We start from the raw sequence: 23,010 nt of genomic DNA on the forward strand, positions 1-23,010 counted from the left end.
CCCTTCTTTTCCGTCAAATGAGATGAAGCCACTTCCAATATGGAACACAGAGCACAGCTATAAGTAGAACTGCAAATGCATAACCGAGTGCAAGCTTCCCGGCTTGACGATGGGTAAACGCTTTCCCCTCCGAGCTGTAATAGGCAGTTAAATAGGTAGGAGACTGATAGGCAAAGAAAAACGGATCTGTTGCAAGCAATATGACAAACACGAGCACCCAAGGATGAATGCCTACTGTCTCTCCTAAAGGAACAATAGCGGTGATAAGTAAAATAACAGCTGGATCATCTCGAATGACTAGTGTAACGACAAAGGAAACGAGAATGACTGCAACAAGGAATAAGGCAGGTGTGCTCACAAAAACAGACATATGCTCTCCAAGAAAGGAAGATAACAGCTCAGCAATTCCTAGCTGCTCGGCGACGCCCGCAAAGCTGAATGCAGCCCCGAGAAACAATAAAAAAGTCCAATCTATCCCTGTCGAAATTGTCTGTTTATCGAGCACGCCGCTAATAACTAAAACCGCAAAACCCATCAGCATAATCCACGTACTCTCAATCCCGTGAATCGGTTGAAGCACCATAAGCCCAATGCAGCATATAATCGTCCAGAGCGATACTCGCTCATCCTTTGTTAGCGGGCCAAGCAGCCTCATCTGTTCACTCAGCACTTCGCCTGTGACAACTTTGGCAGGCTCGATCTTACGGAACATAAAGAGCAATACGATAATCAACACAGTGCCGAAAATAATAAACGCTGGCAGCGCATACAATAACCATTGCAGCCACGATACCGATTGCTCTGTAGAAGCAAGGCCATAAGCCATAATATTGGTGTATGAGCCTGTCATAACAAAAGGCGCGGTAAAGCCAAAGAAAATCATAGCAATCAGCCCAAGGCCAGCGGCTCCCTTGCTTCTCTCTTCAAAGCCGAGCGATTCGGCGAGCGTCTGTGCCATCGGAACGCCAAGCGATACCTTGGCAGAGGATGAAGGAAGCAGCGGATTAAGCAGGACCCCGCCTGCAATAATGCCCCAAAGCTGTCCGCGGTAATGGGCAGGAAATCTTTTTAAAGCATGGAGTGCAAAGCGGTAAGAAATGCCTGATTTTGTTATTACCGCACTTATCGCCATAATAGAAATCATAAAGAGCCACGAGCTTGATGCAAATCCCGAGAGTGCCGTTTCCGGAGAGGCAACGCCCCCCAGCACCCACAGCATAATCATGCCAAGCGCCACAATGTAATCCGGCATAATCGGAACAATCCACATAATAACTGCAGCTAGCGCAATTCCGATAAACCGCATGCCCGCCTCAGTTAAACCGCCAATAGGATCTAATAGGAAAGAAAGTATGATGCAGAGCAGCGCCGCCATGACAGCCCCTGCTTCTGCAGCGCGATTCCCCTTCAACAAACGTCCGGCGCCTTTCACAAGCACCTCGCTGCGTTTTCTAGCCAGCTTTTGTTTGGCTAATCCATACGCCCGATCAGCATCCGGCAATTCAACTTTATTGAAGGATAAAGTGCTAGCTAATGCATCAGCCAGCTTCAAATAATCCAACGCTTGATTGTTTCTGCCAACACGTCTGCTAAGCTCCGTTCCGCACTCGTACAAAAACAAAAGCTCATGCGATTGAAATTTGTTAGGCTGGTTTAATGAGGCTTCTATAACAGCAAGCCCAATTTCCGGCGCATTTTTCTCACAGTAAGGTAGATAGGTTTGCAGCACCGTGTAATTTCCTGCGAGTATATCTCTAGGGCAGCGGCTAATGGTACGAAAAAGTTCTGCGCGCTGATGATCCGTAACCTCTCCTTCTATGCGAGCATACGTGTCTAGCGCTGCCGGCCAGTTCCCTTTATCCGCTTGGATCATGATGAATGCCACCCAGTTGCCTTGAGAAACATACCACGAGGTCGCATTTTCCAGCCAACCAGCCATCTCCTCGTACCCATAACGCTCCTTGCTTATATCATTAAGAACTGGTTTAATACCGCTTATAAGAGTCAACCATTCCGATGTTAACGGATCATCTTGAAAGCACTCCCGAAGGAAGAGATTCTCTGAAAGCTCCCTTTGCATTGTCATGCCATAGGTATGCTCCACAAGCCCTCTGCTAATAAGAGGAACATGTGCGCACCACTGCAGAAACCGAGCCGATAGCTCGCGCAATTGTCCAAGCTCATACGCAATTCGCTCGGATTCCGTTTTCTTAGATGCTTGAAGCTTCGCATTCGTTGCGATCAATCGTTGCGAAAGCAGCTTGATGAAATAGGATGAGAAAATTGCATTCTCAGCAACAAGGCGATCAAACATCCTGCTGTCAATGATATGCAGTACAGCATCCTCCGCAGCTACGGCCTCAGCAGACCGCGCTTCCCCAGTAAGCAGAGCCATTTCACCAAAAACCTCGCCTGGCCCAAGCACGGCAAGCGAACGCCGAACGCTGTCATCCGTTTTTGAGAATAGCTCAATCGTGCCGCTTTCTATGATGAACATTTGATCGCCATGCTCGCCTTGATGGAACAACCTCGTTCCCGCAGGAATCTGTTGTTTATCAAGCATCCCCAGCAGCTTCGCAAGCTCTACATTAGAGAGCCCTTTAAACATATCAATACCTGTGAGCTTCACTAATCTATCTACCTCTTATCAAAGAAATTAGTTCTTTAGTATTATTAATCTATTATATATGAATATTGAAAAAAATTGGTAGTTATCGAAAGTTGTCATTTAATAATATTTTTGATCGATTAATCATTTGGTTATTGCCAAAAGAGCTTAAATTATCTACTATTAAATTATATAAATCCAATACGGAAAGTTGGTTTTTATAATGAAGGAGATTCCCATTCCATTTGTTCGAAGTAATCAAGTCGGTATCGTAGCCGTACTTCTTCTTGCGATAGGCCTGCAGTTGCCTTGGCTTATTGCAGCACTTTGGATTATTCAAATAATTGGACTTATTTTCGGTCCCAAAGCTAATTTATTCATTATTGCGGCTCGCCCTTTCCTAAACGGTCGAATTTCTTCCGCACAAACAGAAGCAGCTGAGCTGCAGCGCTTCAACAACTCCCTAGGTGTAGGTTTCCTCACTTTCTCGCTGCTTAGCTTTATGCTCGGCTGGTCTGCAGCCGGTTATATATTTGCTGGGATGATGGGAGCTGCTGCGCTAGCCGCCATTCTCGGCTTTTGCATCGGCTGCACGATCTATTTTCAATACAAGCAATTCCGCGCACGGAGATTAAAACGAGGTTAGCTTTAACAAAAAGAGCAATTGCCCGCATGCAGGCAATTGCTCTTTTCTGTCGTTATAGCTTTACAATGGCTCTGCCTTTTGCTTGCCCATTCAAGAGGGTAGCTACCTGGTGGCTCACCTGGTCCAGACTAATTTCCGAGAATAATTCGCCCAGCATACTTGGCTTATAGACATCAGCCAATAGCGCCCATATTTTGCTGCGAATCTCCATCCCTGCCATGACAGAATCAATACCGATCAGCCGTACTCCTCTTATGATGAATGGGTATACGGTCATCGAAAGGCCCGCTCCGCCTGTCAAACCGCTCGCCGCTACGGCGCCGCCATATTTTAATTGAGACAGCACCGCGGTTAATGTCTCCCCGCCCACACAATCAATAGCTCCTGCCCATATCTGCTTGTCCAGAGGCTGCTTGGAACCAGATAGAAGCTCTTCTCTTGGCAGAATTCGCTTCACGCCTAAATCAAGCAAATACTGCTGCTTATCCAGTTTCCCCGTACTCGCTGCCACCTCATATCCAAGCTTCGCCGCAATTGCAGCAGCAATACTGCCTACTCCTCCAGTTGCACCAGTCACGAGAATAGGACCATCCTCTGGCCGAATGCCATTTTGCACAAGCTCATATACGGACAAAGCCGCAGTAAAACCTGCCGTCCCCAGTATCATAGCTTCCTTCATCGACAAACCTTGCGGCAGCTTGATTGTCCATTCCGCAGGCACACGGGCATATTCGCTAAAACCGCCAAAATGATTGACGCCGAGCCCAAATCCCGTGACCACAATTTCGTCGCCCTCTTGGAATCTCTCATCTTCACTCGATACAACCGTACCCGCCAAATCAATACCCGGTACAAAAGGATAACTTTTCACAATACCGCCATTAGGCAAACAAGCTAACGCATCTTTGTAATTCACACTGGAATACGCAACCTTAATAAGCAATTCACCCTGCGGCAAATCGTATAAGTCCAACTGCTGTGTATTTGCGATAATCTCATTTTCTACTTTGTTAATCACAAGCGCTTTAAAAGATGACATATACGCAACCCTCCATTATATAGGCTTATAAACAAGCTGAAATTATACGGAACCTATGCCTAACTCATATTTTAATTCTAATGTAACAGTTATTGCGGGCGATTGCGACTGAGCTTACTAAGCGCAAAAAAAGACGTCTCTCACCCTATTCGGCGAAGACGTCTTCGTTCATTCATATTCTGCTTACTCTGCAAAAAACTGCGGCAAATACGCTTTGTTCTGCTCCAGCATTTCATCCAGCATACGCTGCGCGTCATTCGTTGAATCAACGAGCGGGTGATGCGCGAGTGCCAGCAATGCCGTATCCCTATTGCCGGATACAGCTGCCTCAATAGCCAGCTGCTCATACACTTTCACAGCATGAATGAGTCCTTTCGCTGCCGCTGGCACAATAGCTACAGGCTGCGGAATTGGACCTGCCTTCGTAACGACACAGTTTACTTCAATACAAGCGTCATCCGGCAGAAAGTCCAGCACCCCTTGATTTGGCACGTTTAACGTTTGAATATCACCGCTGTCGTTATATAGCGAGTTCATCAGCTTTACAGCCGCCTCCGAATAATAAGCACCGCCGCGCTGTTCAAGCTGCTTTGGTTTCTCCGACAGATTCGGGTCTTTGTAAATTTCGAATAGCTCATCCTCAAGCCGCTGAACCGTCTCCGCCCGCGTTTCACCTTTGGCAGCTGCTGCTTGCTGCTCGGCCAAGATTTCGCGCTGCAAATAAAAATATTTTAAATAATAGGACGGGATTGCTCGCAATGAACGAAGCAAACTGCCATTCCAAGCGTACTGAGGTACGTTTTTGGCGGAGTACCCGTCTTGGTTACTCAAGAGCTCATCCAGCTTGGATTCACCATTAACTGTAATGGAGCTAATCCAGTGCAGGTGATTAAGCCCAGCGAATTCACATCTAATGCTATCAACCGGTACTTGGTACAACGATGACAGCCATTTATATGCAGCTATTGGAGAGTTGCATAACCCAATCGATTTGATGCGTGAATGCTTATGGATAGCCTCTGTAACCATGCCGGCCGGGTTGGTGAAATTAAGCAGCCATGCCTCTGGGCAAAGCTCCTCCATATCCTTGCAGATTTCAAGAAGAACAGGAATGGTGCGCAGAGCCTTCATCATCCCGCCTGCACCCGTCGTCTCCTGCCCAATCATATTGTATTTGAGCGGAATAGACTCATCCCAGCCGCGCGCTTCCAATCGGCCGACACGCATTTGCGTCGTTACAAAGTCAGCATCCGCCAGCACCGAACGTCGATCCAGCGTCAAATCCAGCTTAATAGGCAAGCCTGATTTCTCAATCATGCGTTTGGCAAGCTGACCGACAATAGCCAGCTTATTCCGTCCCTCCGGTATGTCTACCAGCACAATTTCCGTCACAGGAAAGGTCGCATAGTTTAATATAAAACCTTCAATTAACTCTGGCGTATAAGAAGATCCTCCGCCAATAACGACTACCTTTAATCGATCACCCATTCTGCTTGCGCCTCCTTCACTGATAAACATTGTTGTAAACAAGCATATACAGACTCTTCAATAGAAGAAGTCGTTTTATCCATAGCTAATAAAATCGCGCCTGCCACAGGCTCCATCGACAACACGGTCAAGCTGCAATTTGGAGCTGCCCGTTTCACATGCTCCTCCAAATAAGGCGCAACGTAGCGGCTGTCGCCGCGGGTCAGCACACTGCCAACCATAACGAGATCAAATACATCATGATTCATATTCAGCTTCGAAATGACAGCACTCGCCGTCATGCCAAGCTCCTCACCCTGCCTCTGCAGAATGCTGCAAGCTACCTCATCCTTTTGCTCCGCCGCTTCAAACAGCAGCTTCGCAAGCTGGTGAGGAATCATCCTACCCTGATTCAAGTAGTCGTGGAACATATTTTCAACGGTGTCGTAGCCTAGTTGTTCTAGGGTCAGATCCGTAAGCAAGGTAGCTTGCCCTCTGCCCTCCCATGAGCGTATAACAGAACGAAAAACTTCCACTGCCAGCAAGCTTCCTCCGCCAAAATCACCGAAAGCATAACCGAATCCGCCGCATTGCAAGCTCTCGCCATGGCGATTAACGCCAAAGCTGTTCGTCCCGCTGCCGCAAATGACAACAACCCCATCCGGCTGCTTCGTACCGGCTCTCAGACCGATTACCGTATCGCAAACGATCTCGTAGTTTTCAAACCCAAGCTTCGCGATCATCGGCCTTAATATTTGAAAGTCAGCCTCGCGATCTGCTCCCGCCAAACCAAATACCGCATATGCAATTTGCTCCTGTGTTACCTTTGCATGCATCAGGGCATGGATAACAGCTGCCTGAATATTGCTTCTAGCAAGTTCTACTCCTAATTGATGATTGCCGCAGCCGCTCTCACTAGCGCCCACAACCCTCCCCATTTCGTCACATACAACAGCGATCGTTTTACTGCCTCCACCATCCACACCCAAATAATATGTCAATTATATTCTCTCCCATGCGAATACTTGGTTTTGAAGGCTATTCTCTTCTCGCCATGCATGCAAACTATCGCTTAAGCATGAACAATAGAGAATATAGCCTCCAATCCCACTGCTGCAGTTGAATCCAGCTAGCCTGTAATTAAAAACACTATTTTTTTAATTTGCTTACGTTTTCTTGCCACTTCTCGGTCTTGTATTTCAAAAGCTTCTCATAACCAGCTTGCTGTGCATCGGCTTCAGCCTTATCCAAAATTTGATTAACTTCTGCATCGGAAGATGCATTCATAATCGCTTTCGCTCTCGACTTCTCATAGATTGAGAATACGCTTGAACCAACGATGCCCTCATCTGTATCTCCAGCAGGGTCCAAGTTAACGAACTCTGTCGTATCGAGCTGCGTTTTCCACGTAATTTCCGATTGCCAGTACGTTTCCCAGCTCCGTTTCTCCACAGGCAGCGTAGATTCAAACTTCATCTTCGAGTTGTCTACATATACCGTATTTCCTACCCATTGAAAGTTAACGATTGAAGCCATTAATGCCTCGCGCTCTTCCACGTCATTTACAAACTTATCGGTGAACAATGGCGCTTCATCAGCATCCACTCCGTCCCAATAAATCCCCTCTGGTCCCCACATACTTAGGCGCTGTCCTTCTGGACCCGTGAACCAATCCAAAAATGCGAAGATCGCTTCTGGGTTTTTAGCTGCTTTCGTAATGACACTGACGTTCCAACCTAGCTGCTTGTAATCGCCAGGGAATATTTTGTTTTTATCAAGTCCCGCTTTATGAACCGGCCATGTGATGAAATATCCTGCACCTGGGTCCTTGGCCGCCAATAGCGCATTGCCCTTCGCACCATACTCCGTCGGGCTGGAAGCCGCGTAAACCGCTATTTTTCCCGTTACAATCTTCTGCTCAACCTGCTCAGCCTTTTGCGTAAAGCTATCCTGCGAAATCAGTCTTTCACGGTATAATCTGCTTGCGTATTGAATCGATTCCCGGTAGACAGGATCTGTAAAGATCGATACCAGCTTATCGCCTGACGGTACAGCCATCATTGCATTGTACGTATAAGGACGGTTTTCAGCAAAAGCGGATGCCATAATGTCGATACCCGAAGCGCTTTGTCCTACTTCCAGAGGGACTACATCCGGATATTTCTCTTTCACCAGCTTCAAGTAAGCATAAAGATCGTCCGTCGTTTCCAAGCTCGGCTTGCCAAGCTCATCATGGATCTTCTTGTTTACCAAATAACCTGCATTGCCATTAGGCTGCGTCGTATACCAGTTCGGAAACTGATACAGCTTGCCGTCGGATGAGCGAAGCATATCAAGCGTAGCCTCACCAGCCCATTTCTTTAAATTCGGATATTTATCTAAGTAATCGTCAAAAGCAACGAGCATTCCTTCCGAGCGCAGCTTCTCTACGTCTGCGTTGCGCTCCATCCAGATCACATCAGGCAGTTCTCCCGCTACAATCATCGTGTTGAATTTTTGTTTCGCATTGCCTCCTGAGCTGATTGGCACCACATTTACTTTCTTATTCTCCTTAATCCATTTCGTCGATAAATCGTCGCCCCAAGGAGGCATCGTATACCAATCATAATGGCCGTAAAAAGAAAACTCGAGCGGTTGATCTCCTAACACAAACGCAGCTTTGCTTGAATCCGGCTTGTTGTCGGTTCCTTCCTTTACCCCGGAATTCGCCCCATTATTGCTTGAACATCCTGTTAGTGCAAGTACAACGACAAGTGTGATTGACAATGCTGCATGAAAAGCTTTACTGAATTTAGCCATCGCTTAAACTCCCTTCTGCTTGTCTATCTATGGTTAAAGCTAACGCTTTAAACCCTTGGTTATTCCTTCAAAGAACCAACGAGAACACCCTTCACGAAATACTTTTGTACAAAAGGATACACACAAAGTATTGGAACGGTCGCCACCATCATGGTTGCCATGGATAACGACTTTGAAGTCACCGCTTTCATTGCACTCATTCGGCCTTGTGCCGCTGAATCCATTTGGGACATTTGCTCCAGCATAATATTGGAGTTCAATATTTGCTGCAGCTTCGTTTGAATCGGCAATAGGTTAATATCTGAAATATAAAGACTCGGTGAAAACCAATCATTCCAGTGATACACCGCCGTGAACAACGAAAGCGTTGCAATGACAGGCCCCGATAGAGGAAGAACAATGCGAAATAGAATACCCCAGTTGCTGGAGCCGTCAATTTGTGCCGATTCCTCAAGTCCATTCGGAATGCCAAGGAAGAAGGTCCGGAATATGATCATGTTCCATACGCTGATAATTCCCGGTATGATCATAACCCAGAACGAATTCATCAAATGAAGCTCACGAATGAGCAGGTAGCTTGGAATTAAGCCGCCGCTAAAGTACATGGTCAACACGCAAAAGATCATGTAATACTTTCGTCCAACTAGATTCCGCTTACTCATTCCGTATGCAAAAATCGCTGTTGCTGCAATGGATAGGAGCGTACCTATGACCGTACGAAGAATAGAAATAATAAATCCATCTATAAGTCGTTTATCCTTGAAAACGACCTCATAATTGTCCAACGAGAAGACGCGCGGCCAAAATGTGATTCCACCGAGCATCGTATCGGTTCCCGCATTAAAGGAAATCACTGCAGCATTCCAGAATGGATAGAAGGCTGTGAAGCCTAACACAAACAATAGAAAATAGTTGACTGCCATAAATGTTTTGTCGCCAAAGGATAATTTCATCGTTTCGCCGCCCTTTCTCTCTTTACCACAAGCTGTTGCCTGATCGGCGAGCCAAATAGTTTGCTCCTGCTAATAAGCCGACGCTAATAATCGCTTTGAATAGACCGGCAGCCGTTGCATAAGAGAAACGGGAATTTTGAATACCCAGCCTATACACATAAGTATCGATAACATCACTTACATCACGCAGCACCGGGTTCCCAGCTAGCAGCAAAATATCTTCAAATCCGGCATTCAACAGGTTGCCAATTGCTAATATCGAGAACACAACAACAACGGGCATAATCGATGGAATCGTAATCGTAACAATTTGTCTCACTCTGCTGGCTCCATCAATTGAAGCCGCCTCATACAAATGCGGGTTAATGCCTGCAATAGCAGCTAAGTAAACGATAGAAGCAAAGCCAATTTCCTTCCAAACACCGGTTGTGACAAGGATCGCCCAGAAATACTCCGGCAAGGATAAGAAATTGATTGGCTCTTTAATGAGATTCACGGATTCCAGCAGCATATTTAAGCTTCCGTTATCAGTGGATAACATCGATATAACGAAGCCCGATACGATAACCCATGACAAGAAATGAGGCAAATAGCTAACCGTCTGAATAATTCGTTTAAACGTACGGTTATTAATCTCATTCAGCATCAGTGCCAGTAAGATTGGCGCTGGAAATCCAATACCCAGCTTCAGCAAACTGATGACGAGTGTATTTCGCATAACCACCCAAAACTCGGGAGCATTAAAAAACATTTCAAAATGTTTAAACCCTACCCACGGACTGTGCATGAACCCTTTGAAAATGCTGTAATCCTGAAAGGACATCAGCACCCCATACATGGGAATGTAATTAAAGACAAAAATGAAGAGCAGCGCTGGTATAACCATGAGCTGAATATCCCATTGTTTGATAAAGCGTTTCGTCTGCCCGGGCTGCTTGTACACATGCTGTTTGGTTTCTAGATCTGTTTGCAGCATGCTCCCCCCCTTTTTTCTAATGTTAGTTAAAGTAACATAAATGCGTTATCCATTCGTCATGTGTTTATTTTATCTTTTCCGTTGTGTTGATTCTCCTCTTAAACGATTGATAACTAACACTATCTTACTGTTTCCATATGATTTAGCCTCTTGCGATTTTCGGGCAGGAGCCAATGTGCTTCTTAAATAAACGGTTGAAATTAGATAAGCTGCGAAAACCGCATTCCAGTGCGATTTCTGTAATTTTCATATCGCTGGTTTCGAGCAGCATGACGGCATGCTCTAAGCGAATATGAATCAAATAAAGCAGCGGAGGCGTCCCTACTGTACGCCGGAAAATATCGCTAAAACGGGAGGGGCTTAAGTAAACAAGTCCCGCGAGTTCCTCAAGCGTCCATGGATAAGCAAAGTTTTTTTGCATGTCGTAAATGACCTTGCGCATCTTGTCCAGCTGCCTTGCGCCGATGCTGTCCTTTCCCCGATTTAACCCTTCTCTGCGGAAGTAACGATTTACGCATGCATGAAAGCGGATTAAATTTGAATAAACCAAAGAACCGTAAGAGGTTTGCTCCTGATCATGTTCATCCTGAATTTCAAGAAGCAGACTTCTAAGCTCGTTCATATGAGGCTCATTGCGGTCCAGCAAATTAGTGAAATGCACCCCCATTTCCTTATAGGGATGCAAAATTTCTGAATCATAACGGACAATATTAAGCAGCCAAGAAGCATCAAAGCAGATCACTTGCATGACCAAATCCTTGGTTTCGTAAGCACAGTGCAAATCATTCGAGTTAATAAGCAAAATATCACCCTCTTGAAACTCAAACGTTTGCCCGTTAATGATGTAATAGCCGGTTCCTGATTTAATTAAATTGATTTCAAGCACATCATGCCAATGAAGCTTCTGATAGGTCGCATTGACGCCTATCGTTTCCAATACTTGAATGGGATAATGCTTAGCCAATATGAGCTTTTCTTTCGGAATATCCATATTTAACAACTCTGTCATAAAAACCACTCCTCAGCATGAAAATGAGCTTCACAAAGCATGTAAATGACATAAAACTAACATAAGATTAAATAATTAAAAACCTTTTTTATTCATGTTACAAGATTTTCAACCGAATAACCTCACATAAAAGATACATATTTACAAAATAAAAATACCTCATTCCCCTTATATTTAGAGGAATGAGGCATTTTCTATATTGACAACGATAATTATATAAAAACTTATGCTCGCGGAAGGGTAACGGTAACCGTTGTTCCAACTGCCCGCTTGCTTTGAATATCGATACTGCCTTGATGCAAGGCCACCAATTTCTGCACGATAGAAAGTCCAAGTCCGCTGCCTGAAGCAGCATCATTGCGAGCTTTGTCCGCCTTATAGAAACGGTCAAAAATGAATGGGAGATCATCCTCTGATATGCCTGTTCCCTGATCTTCGATGACAACAGTAATGACGTCGCTCTCCACTATTTTAATGCTGATCGGCTTGCCTGCATCCGAAAACTTAATGCTATTGGCAATCAGGTTCAACCACACCTCATAGAGCAATTCTTGATCAGCATGGATCGTCGTATCCGGCAGCTCAAGCTCCAATTGCAAATTTTTCTCCGTCCATTGCCACTCGAGTGTAATTAACAGCTGGCGCAGCTGTTCGTCTAAGCGAAAGCTTGTCTTATGGAGCGGCTTATTATCCTTGTCGAGAGCAGCAAGTGTTAGAAGCTGCTTGCTCATGCGGGATAGACGCTTGCTTTCTTTTTCTATAATGGCCATATAGCTATCCGTCTGCTCCGGCGTCGTTTCCTTATCGAGCACAGCCCGAGCTAACCCCTGCATGGATGTAAGCGGTGTCTGAAATTCATGCGAGACATTCGCCACAAATTCTTGCCGCATCTGATCCAGCTGCTTAATCGCCACCGACATCACCGAGAAGTTACGTGCCAGCTCGCCGATCTCATCCTTGCGCGAGAGCTGCAGCCCCGCTTCAAAATCACCTGCAACAATCTTTTTCGTTGCTCTCGTAAGCTCATTGACCGGCTTCACAATGAGGCGCGATAAGAACACAATTAACAGCAAGCTGATGACGAAGGTAGCGCCGATCAATATCGCTGCAATAATACGTATTTCGCCAATTTGCTGCTGCAAGTCAGGACGGATAAACAGCGCTGCATACCCATTCTGCGTCTGAACTCTCATACCCGCTGTGTTCAAAACACTATTTTTGAAATAAGAGAACAGCTCAAGCCGCCCCTTCTGCTCCTCCAGCCCCCGATAAACCGCTCCGTCCAGCACCGATTGCATTTGCTGCTCGCTCAGCTTTCCATGCTTGAACGGCGAGCCATAGGCTTGTCCTTGCAAATGGTCATGAACCAAATAAATTTGAAAGCCAAGTGCTGCAATATGCGTCAGATAGCTGTCCAGATCCATTTGCGGATTTTGCTCATATTGGGTGCTGATGTTTTGTGCGATTGCGATCATTTTTTGCTCATTGCTGGATTGCTGATTATTTTGGTAGTACAGACCCGTAAATAGCAAGCCTAAAATAAGGCTAATCATTGCGACCATCACAAAAGTGAACACAATTCGCACATACAGCGACTTCATCCCTCATGCACCTCCAGCTTATAGCCGAGACCCCTGATCGTTGTTATCGTGAAATCGTCCTGACAATCCGCGAAGCGCTCGCGCAGCCGTTTGATATGAACATCAACCGTGCGGCTGTCCCCTTTAAAATCCGCGCTCCAGATGAGCTGAATAAGCTGTTCTCGTGTATAAATGCGGCCCGGGTGGCTTGCAAGCTGTGACAGCAGCTCAAATTCCCGCAGCGGCAGGGTAATCACTTCATCGCCTATTTTAATTTCATAGCCTCTTCGATCAATGGAGACGTTCCCGAGCTTAATAACCTCAGAGGATACAAGGCGATAGCGGCGCAGCAGCGCTTTTATACGAAACAAAAGCTCCTTTGGCTCAAACGGCTTAACTAAATAATCGTCCGTCCCGGAGTCAAACCCTTGCTCCTTGTCCTCCATCTCCGCTCTTGCAGTCAGCATCATAACGGGAATGTCATAATGCTCTCTGATTTCGCGGCACAGCTCGTACCCATTTTTACCGGGCATCATAATATCGACGACAGCAAGATGTACCTGTTCATTCTCAAGCAAGATGGACGCTGCTTGTCCATTTTCCGCTTCGAGAACGACATAGCCGTCTTTGCCCAAAACAAAACGCAAAAGCTCCCGAATGGAAGGATCATCATCTACAATTAACACATGCATTCTCATTGGCTTGCTCCCTACAAATAATCATATTTATCATAGCTGCTTCCATTATACTCCTCCATGCACGCGAAGCGAAAACACCTGTATAAGAGAGCAGCAAACGCATCTCCTACAGGTGTCTTTTCACCAATTTCAAAGACCCGAATCATTTTAATAAATAGCCGAACCCGTGCCTATTCTTGCCGCAATGCCGAGCTGTTCGGAATCGCTTGCCCCGTCCCACCAAACGTCCCTGACGTTTAAGCCGCGCAAGTATTCATAATCTGGATGGACCACAATATCCTGCAAGTACGCAGATATAGAGGCATTCTCATAGCGCATGCGATTCAGCGCATTAATAATATCTTGGCCGGATTCAATGCCGATGCCATGGCCGAAATACAAATCATCATCCAGCATGATGACATTCTCCCCCTGCCATTCCGGTGTATCCGGATCATGCTGAGGGTTCTTGAAATAGAGCGCGTCGCCGGGGTAGGCTTCATTTTTATCATAGGTAGTTATTAAGCTTAAATCACGGTCGTATTGCCAGTCTCTTAAAAACAGGTTTTTAAAATAAGCGTTGAACACAGCGTCTCCAACCGTATCAAGAACTGCCTTATAAAAGATAATGATAATGGCGCCTGCGCATTCAAAGCCGTACAAATGTCCATTTTCAAAAATATCGTTAATGCCAACCGAAGGCAGTACGCCTCCCTTTAGCTGAAAGCCGCCGTTTTCCGTACGCGTCCAGTATTGCTCATTGCATTTTGACCCTGCAAAGGTCGCAAAGCTCACTCCACTGGCATAAAGCGCTTTGGCTGCCTCAACCGTATGCATGCGCGTCTTCAGCTCAAATTCGAGCGCATCAACCGATGGATAGCGATAGACAACTTGGCTCTTCTGCTTCTCTTGCAATATTTTTCGTTCAATCTCCGATAACGTCAAAGGATTAATCGAAAACGTAGGACTATCCGCAACAAGTATCACCTTAGTTTCCCTCCATTTCATTCCAAATCGATTAGGTTATTGTACGTGTAAATTGAAAAAATGTGAGTATGGATGTGGAATAGGAGCGCTGCAAATGTTGTCGAATACACAATCAATCTTCTGTTCATTGTCAGATCATGGTATAATTTGGCCAATATCTTGAAGGAAGGTAATTATGCCTATGAGCTATTATTTCAACATTTGCTCTACTGCCAAGTATCAAGAGGCCTACATCGCTTTTTTGCTGGAACATTTCGTGCAGCTAAACCTGCCCTATTCCTTTCCTGTCTCTCTCAGCTACCTTTCAAGCCCTCTGTTTATGGAGAAAGAATCTATTCTATTTCGCAATCCCGATGATGAAATCATAGGCGCAATAGGGTACATACACGGCACCGGAGATCAAAACTATGAAAATGAGCATATCGTTCAGATTCAGACGGTTTTTATTAAGGAAAGATATCGTAGCACCCGATTATTTCTCCAAGCTTCACAGTTTCTCGCTCAATACTTAGCGCAGTTGAAACAGCCTGTTACAGAGCTTCGGTTCTGGATACCCGCACAGCCGAATCTTAAACGCCTTTGCGCGAAGTCAGCGAGGAAAGTGGCGGTTCAGAATACGGATCATGGCGTTATTGAAGAGTATGTAATGGATTTCACCCAATGGCACGATGATGTGATGAAATACCCTCATGAAATTTATTTCTAAGCTCAGAAGGAGCACAATCCGTCATGGTATTTATTGTTCTTAAGCACTTAGCAGGCTATATGCGTGCCTACAAGCCTCTGGCTATATTTTTTTTCGTTACGCTATTTTTAGATCTCATCTTCATGTCACTAGCGCCACTGAGCTTTCAATTTCTAATCGACAAAGCCATTCTTCCTAAGGATCTGCATGCCTTTTCTCTTATCATCATCATTCTGGCGGCTAGCGGCATATTCTGTCTCAGTGCTGGCGTTTTCAGCGATTATGCTCTTGCCAAGCTGAGTGCAAGGGTGCAGCAGGATTTGCGCAAACAATTATTTGAGCATATGCAGCAAGTGAACCTCGCTTTCTTCCAGAAGACGCGCTCAAGTGAGCTGCTCTCCTATTTCACAGTCGATCTTCCTGCCATTGAGCGGGCAATGAATGCAATTCTGACGGTAGGAATACAATCATTTTCCGTTGTAGTCATTAGCACCGCGGTTTTGTTTTATTTGCAGTGGAGTATGGCACTAGCCATATTGCTCGGGGCTGCCCTTATTTTTGCCGGACCTTACTTGCTGGGCGCTCGCGCGCAAGCCATTAACGTCGCTCATAAGGAGCAACTCGATCATTTAACAGGCGACATACAGGAAAACATTAGAGCGCAAAAAGTAGTCAAAGGTTTTAATCTCCAGCAGGCGATGACACATAAATTTGTGGGCAGACTGCAAACGATGTATCTCATTCACTATCGAAAAAATGTGATTAACGCTCAGCTCGAGCGAATTCCGCTGATCAGCTTACTCCTGATCAATTTATCCATTATTGGGCTTGGCTCTTATCTCGCGCTTCACGGACATATTACGATTGGGGCTTTGGTTGCCTTTTTCACGATGTATACTTCAATGGGGAATTCCGTTTTTAATTTAACTGCAACGATTCCAGTCTTTACGGATGCTTCCGTCAGCATTGAGCGAATGAACAAGCTGCTGCATGCGCCTAAGGAAACAACGGGTAAAGCACTTATGACGAGCCCCCTAAATCAGTTGCCGGATATTCGCTTTTCAGACGTTTCCTTTCGCTATAACGAGGAGCAGGAAGCACTAAAAAAGATTAATTTACATATTAAAGCTGGAACAACAGCTGCATTCGTAGGCTCTAGCGGCTCTGGCAAGAGCACGCTCGTACAGCTGGTGCTGGGCTTCTATGACCCGAGTGAAGGTCAGCTCGAAATCAATGGTATTCCCATGCAGGAACTCAGTCGAAGCTCTTACCGAGATCAGCTCGGCGTTGTATTTCAAGATAACTTTCTCTTTCGAGGTTCCATTATGGACAATATTCGCATCAGCAAACCAACGGCAACGAGGGAAGAAATCATGGAAGCTGCCAAACAAGCTGAAATTCATGTGTTCATCATGACGCTGCCAAATGGTTACGATACGCTGGTGCTGGATGATGGGTCTAATTTGTCTGGAGGGCAGCGGCAGCGGCTCGCCATTGCTCGCGCGATATTAAAAGATCCCCAGCTATTATTGTTGGATGAAGCTACCTCTGCGCTAGACCCGATAGCTGAGGCATCTATTAATCGGACATTTAGGGATTTATCACGCAATCGAACCGTTATTACCGTTACGCATCGTTTATCTTCTATTACAGGTGCAGATTGCATTTTTGTGTTTGATAAAGGTGAGCTGGTCGACATGGGGACTCACGAGGAAATGCTTGCACGCGAAGGCTATTATAAAGAGTTATGGGAAAAGCAGAATGGTATGCTGATTTCAAATAGCGGGCAGGAAGCTGATATTGATGAGGAAAGGCTCGCAAAGCTTCCTTTCTTTCAAGGTATTGATCACGAAGTACTGAAAGAAATTAGAAGTCTGTTCAACACGGAGACATTTAGCGCAGGCCAATCTGTCATTCATGCCGGAGATCAGGGCGAGAAATTTTACTTAATTGCACGCGGCCGGGTTGAAGTATCACGCAAGGACGCAAATGCGATTGATGGAAAGCTTCGACTTGCCATATTAGAGGACGGAGACCATTTTGGCGAAATTGCTTTGCTTAACAATGTGCCGCGTACAGCCGATATCGCAGCCATTACGCCTTGCGTGTTCCTTACCTTGCAGCGGAAAGGGCTTCATTACGTGTTATCTAAACATCCTGAAATTAATAACCGAGTCAGGCAAACGCTGAAGGAACGAAAATAGAAGGAGGTTGCTTAACGATGCTTGCGCAGTACCGCGTTTGTAAGAATGATGCTGATTTAGCACAGTATGCCCTATATTTCATCAGGCATCGCACCGATTTCAGCAGCAAGTTTTCGCTTCCGGATACCTTATATCATATTTTACAGTCTATACAGCAATCCAAAGTAATGCTAATCCTGAGCCTGGAGGGCGACACGATTGGATGGGCGCATTATAGATATTTGTCTACGGAATATGAGCCTGTTCGCGAAGGGGAAATTGCTTTCGTAGATTCCGTCATTATAAACGACGCCTATCGAAGCGGCCGATTGTTCATTAACGGCTTTCGTTTTCTAGCAAACCATATCGCCGCTGAGAATCCGAAGGTCAGGACATTTGAATTTCACGCGCTAGCAAGCCATGCCTATCTGAACAGACTTTATTCCAAATTCGCGACTATAGTAGGACAAAAAGATGGGTACCATGAATTAGAAAATGCCTATTCCACTGATTTCAACCAACTTCTTCACTACTTAAATCAAACAAAAAATGACAATTGACGCCACTTTATTCCATATGTTACTGTGAATATATTCTATTAATAAAGGAGGTCTTTACATGTATCCCCCAAGAGTAGATCTAAACAATAAAACCGACCGCAAACCTCTTCAATTTTCAAACCTGCTTAAGCTGAATGAACAAGCTCGAGTAACTACTGCGAAGTAATCGTTATAGGCTGCAAAAGAGCCATCCACCTTTGTAGGTAGACAGCTCTTTTTTTATTTCTTATTAGTTGGACAATCCGCCGCTTGCTGCACCCGCTCCGCTGGAGCTGTACGAATCGGAATATTCCGTGTTTGTTTTATCCCATACATCCTCATATGCGGGATTCCGCTTGAACTCGGCTAACGCATAGGAGCAAGAAGGAATAATCCGTCTCCCCTTCTCCCTAGCCTCTTCTACTACAAAATCAAGCAGCTGCCTCCCCAAATGCTGACCGCGATAGTCGCCATCCACATAAGTGTGGTCAATGACCCAGGTGTCTACGTCGACCATCGTGTAAGTGATCTTACCGATAGTTCCTTTGGTTGTAGTCAGCACGTAGCTGTTGCCTTGCTTTTGTGCCAATATTTCCTCTTCTACTTCGCCATACAAGTCTCTATCTGTATCCATTGTTGCCTGCACCTCCTAGAAAGCTGTTAGTTATTGCTTCTTATGGTCAAGCTATCGGTCTACTACTTCTTACCCCGATAGAGGAACAATGAATCGTATGGCAATCTATTTGCTATTTTCCGAAGAGGAATTAGGCGCTTCCTTCACCATGTATAACACTAGTTCATCGTCGACACGAACCATGCTGCCGGGCTTCACAATTACATTCTCGTACGAAATTCCTCTACCGTCAGGAATATAGCCTCTGCGAGCGTAAATGCGCTGTGCACTGCCATAGCTAGGGTAGAGCCCTACACCGATCCCTACAATTCCGTATTTTTCAAATGCGATCTGCTCAATGCCATCCATCAAAGCATTTCCAATCCCTTTGCGCCGCAAGGCTGGGATCACATCAAAATTGTTTATTTCAGGAATGTTGTTTTGCTGAAAATAGGGATAATACGATTGTGACAGCAGATGCAGCCATCCAGCGAACTGACCCTTGTAGAAAGCGACGAGGGTGACGCGCTGTCCCGTTTTATTTTCTTCCCAGCATCTTGCAATATAATCTAATCGCTTACTAATATCTTGATGTTCAATCGCATGAAAAATGACATTGACATCATCACTTTCCATCGCTCTTATTTGCATGTCTTCACGCATTCGATCATCCCCTTACTCTTCTGCTGCTTCCATATTTTCTTCTTCCCATAACAATCTCATTTCCGCTGAAACCGCAAGCAAATGCTGTAGACTGCCTTGCGCTTCTATTTTCCCATTTTTCATGACGATAATATGATCGGCACGTTGCAAAGCGGCTTTGCGGTGGGAAACAATGAGGCATGCCGCATGCGGCGTCTGTTCCACTCGTTCCCAAAGCAGCTTCTCTGTCGTCACATCCAGCGCGCTCGATAAGTCGTCAAATACGAGCAGCTCCGGCTCACGAACGAACATGCGGGCAGCTGCTGTACGTTGTGCTTGACCGCCAGACAGCTTCACGCCGCGTTGCCCAATCATCGTTTCGAGTCCATGCTCAAGCTGCAAAATATCTTTGTCCAGCACAGCGGTGTGAATGGCTTTCTGCGTGCGGCTTGGTACATCTGGCATACCAAGCAAAATATTCGTTTCAAGCGTTTCGCTAAACAAATTAGGAACCTGCGAGGTATAGGCGCTGCGCGGCGGAACAAAAAATGAATCCGGATCTGCTACGCGCTCGTCATTCCACCAAATTTCTCCCGCCTGAGGAGGCAGCAGCCCAAGTACAGAGCGAAGCAGCGTTGTTTTGCCTGAGCCAACCCGTCCCGTTACAACGGTGAAGCTGCCTCTTGTCAGCTCCATGCTTATATCTTCAATTCCTCTGCCGGAATCCTTATACCGATAGCTGAGTCCCCGTACTGAAAGCGTACGAAATGGAGCCTCCTCCTGCTCCTTTGAAGCGCGATCGTTTTCAGGAAATGCACCGCCCAGCTGCAAGTGAGTATGCTCGGTAAGCTTTTCGGTTGATGCGCCTTGCAACAGCTGCACCATTCGCTTAAACGAAATGCCTGTTTGCTGCAGCGTAGCTAAAAATCTGCCAAAAAACGCAGTGAAATCGGTCACGAACGTTAAATAATAGACGAATAATGCAAAGTCACCGACGCTCAGCTCCGAGCGCTGCATTGCAGAAGCGCCCAGCAGCAAAATAAATCCTGTTCCTATATTCACGATATTAGAAAATACCGAATCAAGTATAGATGTGAATAATCGATCCTTAAGCGCAGCCTGCCTGCGCTGCTTATTCAATAAGCGAAGTCTGTCGATAAACCGTTTCTCCGCGCCAGCAAGTTGAATGGCTTGCACCGAGCTGAACATTTCACCAACCATACCCGTAACTTTGCCCGTAGCATCGCGGCTGGTAGCACGGTAGGCCTGCAGGCGCTTGGAAGCAAGCTGGGTGACTGATACAACGAGTATAAGCGGCAGAAATACATAGCAAGTAATGCTGACGTTAACCCGCAGTAAAATGAAGATTGCCGCTGCCGCAAATAACAATTTGCCAATAAAATCAAGCGTCCAGCTGATGGCATCCTCTGCTTGATTGGCATCGTCTCGAAATTGTGTAACGGCCTCGCCTGGCGAGATCGGAATGGCCGCCGCTGCCGGCTGACGCAAAATCCAGCGCAGCATGTTCCACCGAAGCAATGAGCCCATGCTAAAGCGGTGGATCGTATCCGTTAAAGCACCCGCATAGATCGTAACGATTCTCGCGACAGCTACAGCCATTAACAAGATGGCTAGATTTGATGCGCTAAGCGACCAGCTGGCATGACCTGTGAGCGAATCAAAAAATTGCTGAATGATTAAGCCGGGCAGCAGCGGGAATAGATGAATGGTCGCCCAAAGGATCGCATTGGCAGAATAGAGAACCGGGCGATAGCAAATAAGCCGCCACATCGCTTGCACCGTTGTCATTTCTTTGCTGTTCATACAAGCACCTCCACAGCGCCGGTTTGCAGTAATTGGTATAGCCTTGAGCTTGGATCAGCCGCTAATTGCGATCGATTGCCGGATTCCACGGGCGTTCCAGCATCTAAAATTAGGATGTCATCCGCTCGTTTAATTGTTGCAAGCCGGTGGGCAATAATAATGGCAGTGCGCCCTTCTAGCAGCTTATCGATTGCCCTCTCAATATGCGCTTCCGTAGCAGGATCGAGCCTTGAAGTCGCCTCATCAAGAATGACGAGACCCGGATTAGAGAGAAAAGCACGGGCAAATGCAAGCAGCTGCGCTTCTCCTGCCGACAAACCGCTTCCTCCTGAGGCCAGCTGAGTATCAAGCCCTTCGCCAAGCGAAGCTAACCAGGCGCCCAGCCCTAAATCTTCTAATACATCATGCAGCCGCTCATCCGAAATCGTTGGATCGTAAAGCGTGAGATTATCTCGTACGGTCGCTTGAAACAGCTGAATATTTTGAGATACCATTGCAATTCGGCCTCTCAGATCAGCTAGCGTATAATCCCTAATATCTGTTCCGCCCAGCTCAATAGACCCTGCTTTCACATCATAGAAACGAACAAGCAGTCTGGCCAACGTACTTTTACCGCTCCCCGTACGTCCAAGCAAACCGAGCACTCGACCGGGCTGAAGTTTAAAATCGACATCTCGGAGCACTCGCTCCCCGTCCCCGTCCTCACCTGTGTAAGCGAATGCGACATTCGAAAAGCTTACTGAAAGCGCACCTTCAGGCATATCAGCCGCTATCTCTTTCTCTTTTAGCTTCGATTTCGTAGCGAATAGCCCGCTAACCCTTACAATACTAGCATCCGCCCGTTGTAAATCTTGAATTTGTGTACGGATTTGCTCAAGCGGATGATTGAGCAGCTCGGTATACGTAAAGACCAAATAAATCGTGCCAAGGCTCATCGAATCCGTTGTCCACAAATATGCGCAATATAATAACGCAAGTGATCGGCCAAGCGTAAATACAAAAATAGTGGATACCCACATCGAATATCCGCCTATGCTTGCTTTCAGCGTAATCGGAAATATTTTGCGGAGCAGTCCATGAAATCGCCTCATCACAAACTCGCTTGCTCCATTGGCGCGTGTATCCTCTGTTCCCGCCAAATGCTCGCCAACAAACCCATAAAACTCCGCCTGCACTTCGCTTGATTTCACCCAAAAAGGCGAAAAAGCCGTTCGTATTCGTTGAAGCACGAATATCGTCAATACAACGAACACCGTCATGCCTGCCCCTAAGCGCCAATCCTCGCGGAACATCAATACGAGTACCCCTGCTATGAGCAGCAGATTCGCAACGAGCACAAATATGAAATTGGAGAAAAAATGCGACAGCTCATTCACATCGCCATCGATCCGCTGAATTAATTCACCGCTCGTTCTCTCCTTATGAAAGCTCTGATCAAGGTGCAAGCAATGCTTCGCCAAATCACCTCTTAGCTCATTCGTTGCTGTCCAGCCGACTTGTTCTCCAATATAGCCTGAGGAAACGCTAGCGAGTTGATGCAATAGCGCAACTGTAATAAAAAGCAAAGCGCTGCCGATAAGATCATTAATCTGAATGCCAGGCTGCAGCGCGCTATCAATAAAATGCCGTATGATCTGCGGATTCCAAAGCTGCAAACCAATGCTGGCAAGCAGCAGTATAGAGAGCAGAACGAGCTTGTGCCGCTCATGCTTTAAATAAGTGCTTAACAGTCTCCAATATTGTTTAATGGGGATATTCATTTTCTATTGCCTCCAAACACACC

The 23,010-nt window shown here is 46.0% G+C and carries 19 protein-coding genes; 4 read left to right on the forward strand and 15 right to left on the reverse strand.

Annotated elements, in window-relative coordinates; genetic code table 11:
• Positions 1–13: 13 nt before the first annotated feature.
• On the reverse strand, positions 14–2,629 hold the full coding sequence (locus BK120_RS16175) for an SLC13 family permease (protein ID WP_076268518.1): 2,616 nt from the start codon (positions 2,627–2,629) through the stop codon (positions 14–16).
• 202 nt (positions 2,630–2,831) lie between these two features.
• Between BK120_RS16175 and BK120_RS16180 the strand changes: the two genes are divergently transcribed.
• Entirely contained in the window at positions 2,832–3,254 is a 423-nt protein-coding gene (locus BK120_RS16180) for a DUF4395 domain-containing protein (RefSeq protein ID WP_076268519.1), read from the forward strand.
• 52 nt (positions 3,255–3,306) lie between these two features.
• Here BK120_RS16180 and BK120_RS16185 read toward each other — a convergent pair whose 3' ends face one another.
• The 10 genes from BK120_RS16185 to BK120_RS16230 form a co-directional block, all read right to left on the reverse strand.
• Positions 3,307–4,293: an oxidoreductase gene (locus BK120_RS16185; protein WP_076268520.1), complete on the reverse strand. Its 987-nt coding sequence runs from the start codon at positions 4,291–4,293 to the stop codon at positions 3,307–3,309.
• 183 nt (positions 4,294–4,476) lie between these two features.
• On the reverse strand, positions 4,477–5,781 hold the full coding sequence (locus BK120_RS16190; protein ID WP_076268521.1) for a 6-phospho-beta-glucosidase: 1,305 nt from the start codon (positions 5,779–5,781) through the stop codon (positions 4,477–4,479).
• A complete protein-coding gene (locus tag BK120_RS16195; protein ID WP_076268522.1) occupies positions 5,766–6,761 on the reverse strand; it encodes an N-acetylglucosamine kinase in 996 nt (331 codons plus the stop codon). The genes BK120_RS16190 and BK120_RS16195 overlap by 16 nt, the downstream gene beginning before the upstream one ends.
• A 148-nt stretch (positions 6,762–6,909) precedes the next feature.
• Complete coding sequence (locus BK120_RS16200) at positions 6,910–8,559, reverse strand: extracellular solute-binding protein (RefSeq protein WP_076268523.1); 1,650 nt, start codon at positions 8,557–8,559, stop codon at positions 6,910–6,912.
• A 59-nt stretch (positions 8,560–8,618) separates the two neighbouring features.
• Entirely contained in the window at positions 8,619–9,512 is an 894-nt protein-coding gene (locus BK120_RS16205) for a carbohydrate ABC transporter permease (RefSeq protein WP_076268524.1), read from the reverse strand.
• A gap of 22 nt (positions 9,513–9,534) precedes the next feature.
• Positions 9,535–10,488: an ABC transporter permease gene (locus tag BK120_RS16210; protein ID WP_076268525.1), complete on the reverse strand. Its 954-nt coding sequence runs from the start codon at positions 10,486–10,488 to the stop codon at positions 9,535–9,537.
• Between the two features lie 142 nt (positions 10,489–10,630).
• Positions 10,631–11,497, reverse strand: coding sequence for an AraC family transcriptional regulator (locus tag BK120_RS16215; protein ID WP_076268526.1), 867 nt, complete (start codon positions 11,495–11,497; stop codon positions 10,631–10,633).
• Positions 11,498–11,721: 224 nt separating this feature from the next.
• Positions 11,722–13,098 (reverse strand): sensor histidine kinase, encoded by a 1,377-nt coding sequence (locus tag BK120_RS16220; protein ID WP_076268527.1) that lies wholly within the window; start codon positions 13,096–13,098, stop codon positions 11,722–11,724.
• Complete coding sequence (locus tag BK120_RS16225) at positions 13,095–13,775, reverse strand: response regulator transcription factor (protein ID WP_076268528.1); 681 nt, start codon at positions 13,773–13,775, stop codon at positions 13,095–13,097. The genes BK120_RS16220 and BK120_RS16225 overlap by 4 nt, the downstream gene beginning before the upstream one ends.
• 147 nt (positions 13,776–13,922) lie before the next feature.
• Positions 13,923–14,741, reverse strand: a complete 819-nt coding sequence (locus BK120_RS16230) for a protein-glutamine gamma-glutamyltransferase (RefSeq protein ID WP_076268529.1) — start codon at positions 14,739–14,741, stop codon at positions 13,923–13,925.
• A gap of 175 nt (positions 14,742–14,916) precedes the next feature.
• Here BK120_RS16230 and BK120_RS16235 point away from each other — a divergent pair, with 175 nt between their 5' ends.
• From BK120_RS16235 to BK120_RS16245, 3 genes are read left to right on the forward strand one after another with little or no spacing between them, the layout of a single operon-like run.
• Positions 14,917–15,447: a hypothetical protein gene (locus tag BK120_RS16235; protein ID WP_256710915.1), complete on the forward strand. Its 531-nt coding sequence runs from the start codon at positions 14,917–14,919 to the stop codon at positions 15,445–15,447.
• 23 nt (positions 15,448–15,470) lie between these two features.
• Positions 15,471–17,630, forward strand: a complete 2,160-nt coding sequence (locus BK120_RS16240; RefSeq protein ID WP_076268530.1) for an ABC transporter transmembrane domain-containing protein — start codon at positions 15,471–15,473, stop codon at positions 17,628–17,630.
• A gap of 17 nt (positions 17,631–17,647) precedes the next feature.
• Positions 17,648–18,169, forward strand: coding sequence for a hypothetical protein (locus BK120_RS16245; protein WP_076268531.1), 522 nt, complete (start codon positions 17,648–17,650; stop codon positions 18,167–18,169).
• Between the two features lie 229 nt (positions 18,170–18,398).
• Here BK120_RS16245 and BK120_RS16250 read toward each other — a convergent pair whose 3' ends face one another.
• The 4 genes from BK120_RS16250 to BK120_RS16265 form a co-directional block, all read right to left on the reverse strand.
• Entirely contained in the window at positions 18,399–18,782 is a 384-nt protein-coding gene (locus BK120_RS16250) for a GNAT family N-acetyltransferase (RefSeq protein ID WP_076268532.1), read from the reverse strand.
• A gap of 105 nt (positions 18,783–18,887) precedes the next feature.
• A complete protein-coding gene (locus tag BK120_RS16255) occupies positions 18,888–19,424 on the reverse strand; it encodes a GNAT family N-acetyltransferase (RefSeq protein WP_076268533.1) in 537 nt (178 codons plus the stop codon).
• Positions 19,425–19,436: 12 nt separating this feature from the next.
• Positions 19,437–21,227, reverse strand: coding sequence for an ABC transporter ATP-binding protein (locus BK120_RS16260; protein ID WP_256710916.1), 1,791 nt, complete (start codon positions 21,225–21,227; stop codon positions 19,437–19,439).
• Complete coding sequence (locus BK120_RS16265) at positions 21,224–22,987, reverse strand: ABC transporter ATP-binding protein (protein WP_076268534.1); 1,764 nt, start codon at positions 22,985–22,987, stop codon at positions 21,224–21,226. The genes BK120_RS16260 and BK120_RS16265 overlap by 4 nt, the downstream gene beginning before the upstream one ends.
• Positions 22,988–23,010 lie beyond the last annotated feature (23 nt).

Source organism: Paenibacillus sp. FSL A5-0031 (assembly GCF_001956295.1).
GTDB lineage: Bacteria > Bacillota > Bacilli > Paenibacillales > Paenibacillaceae > Pristimantibacillus.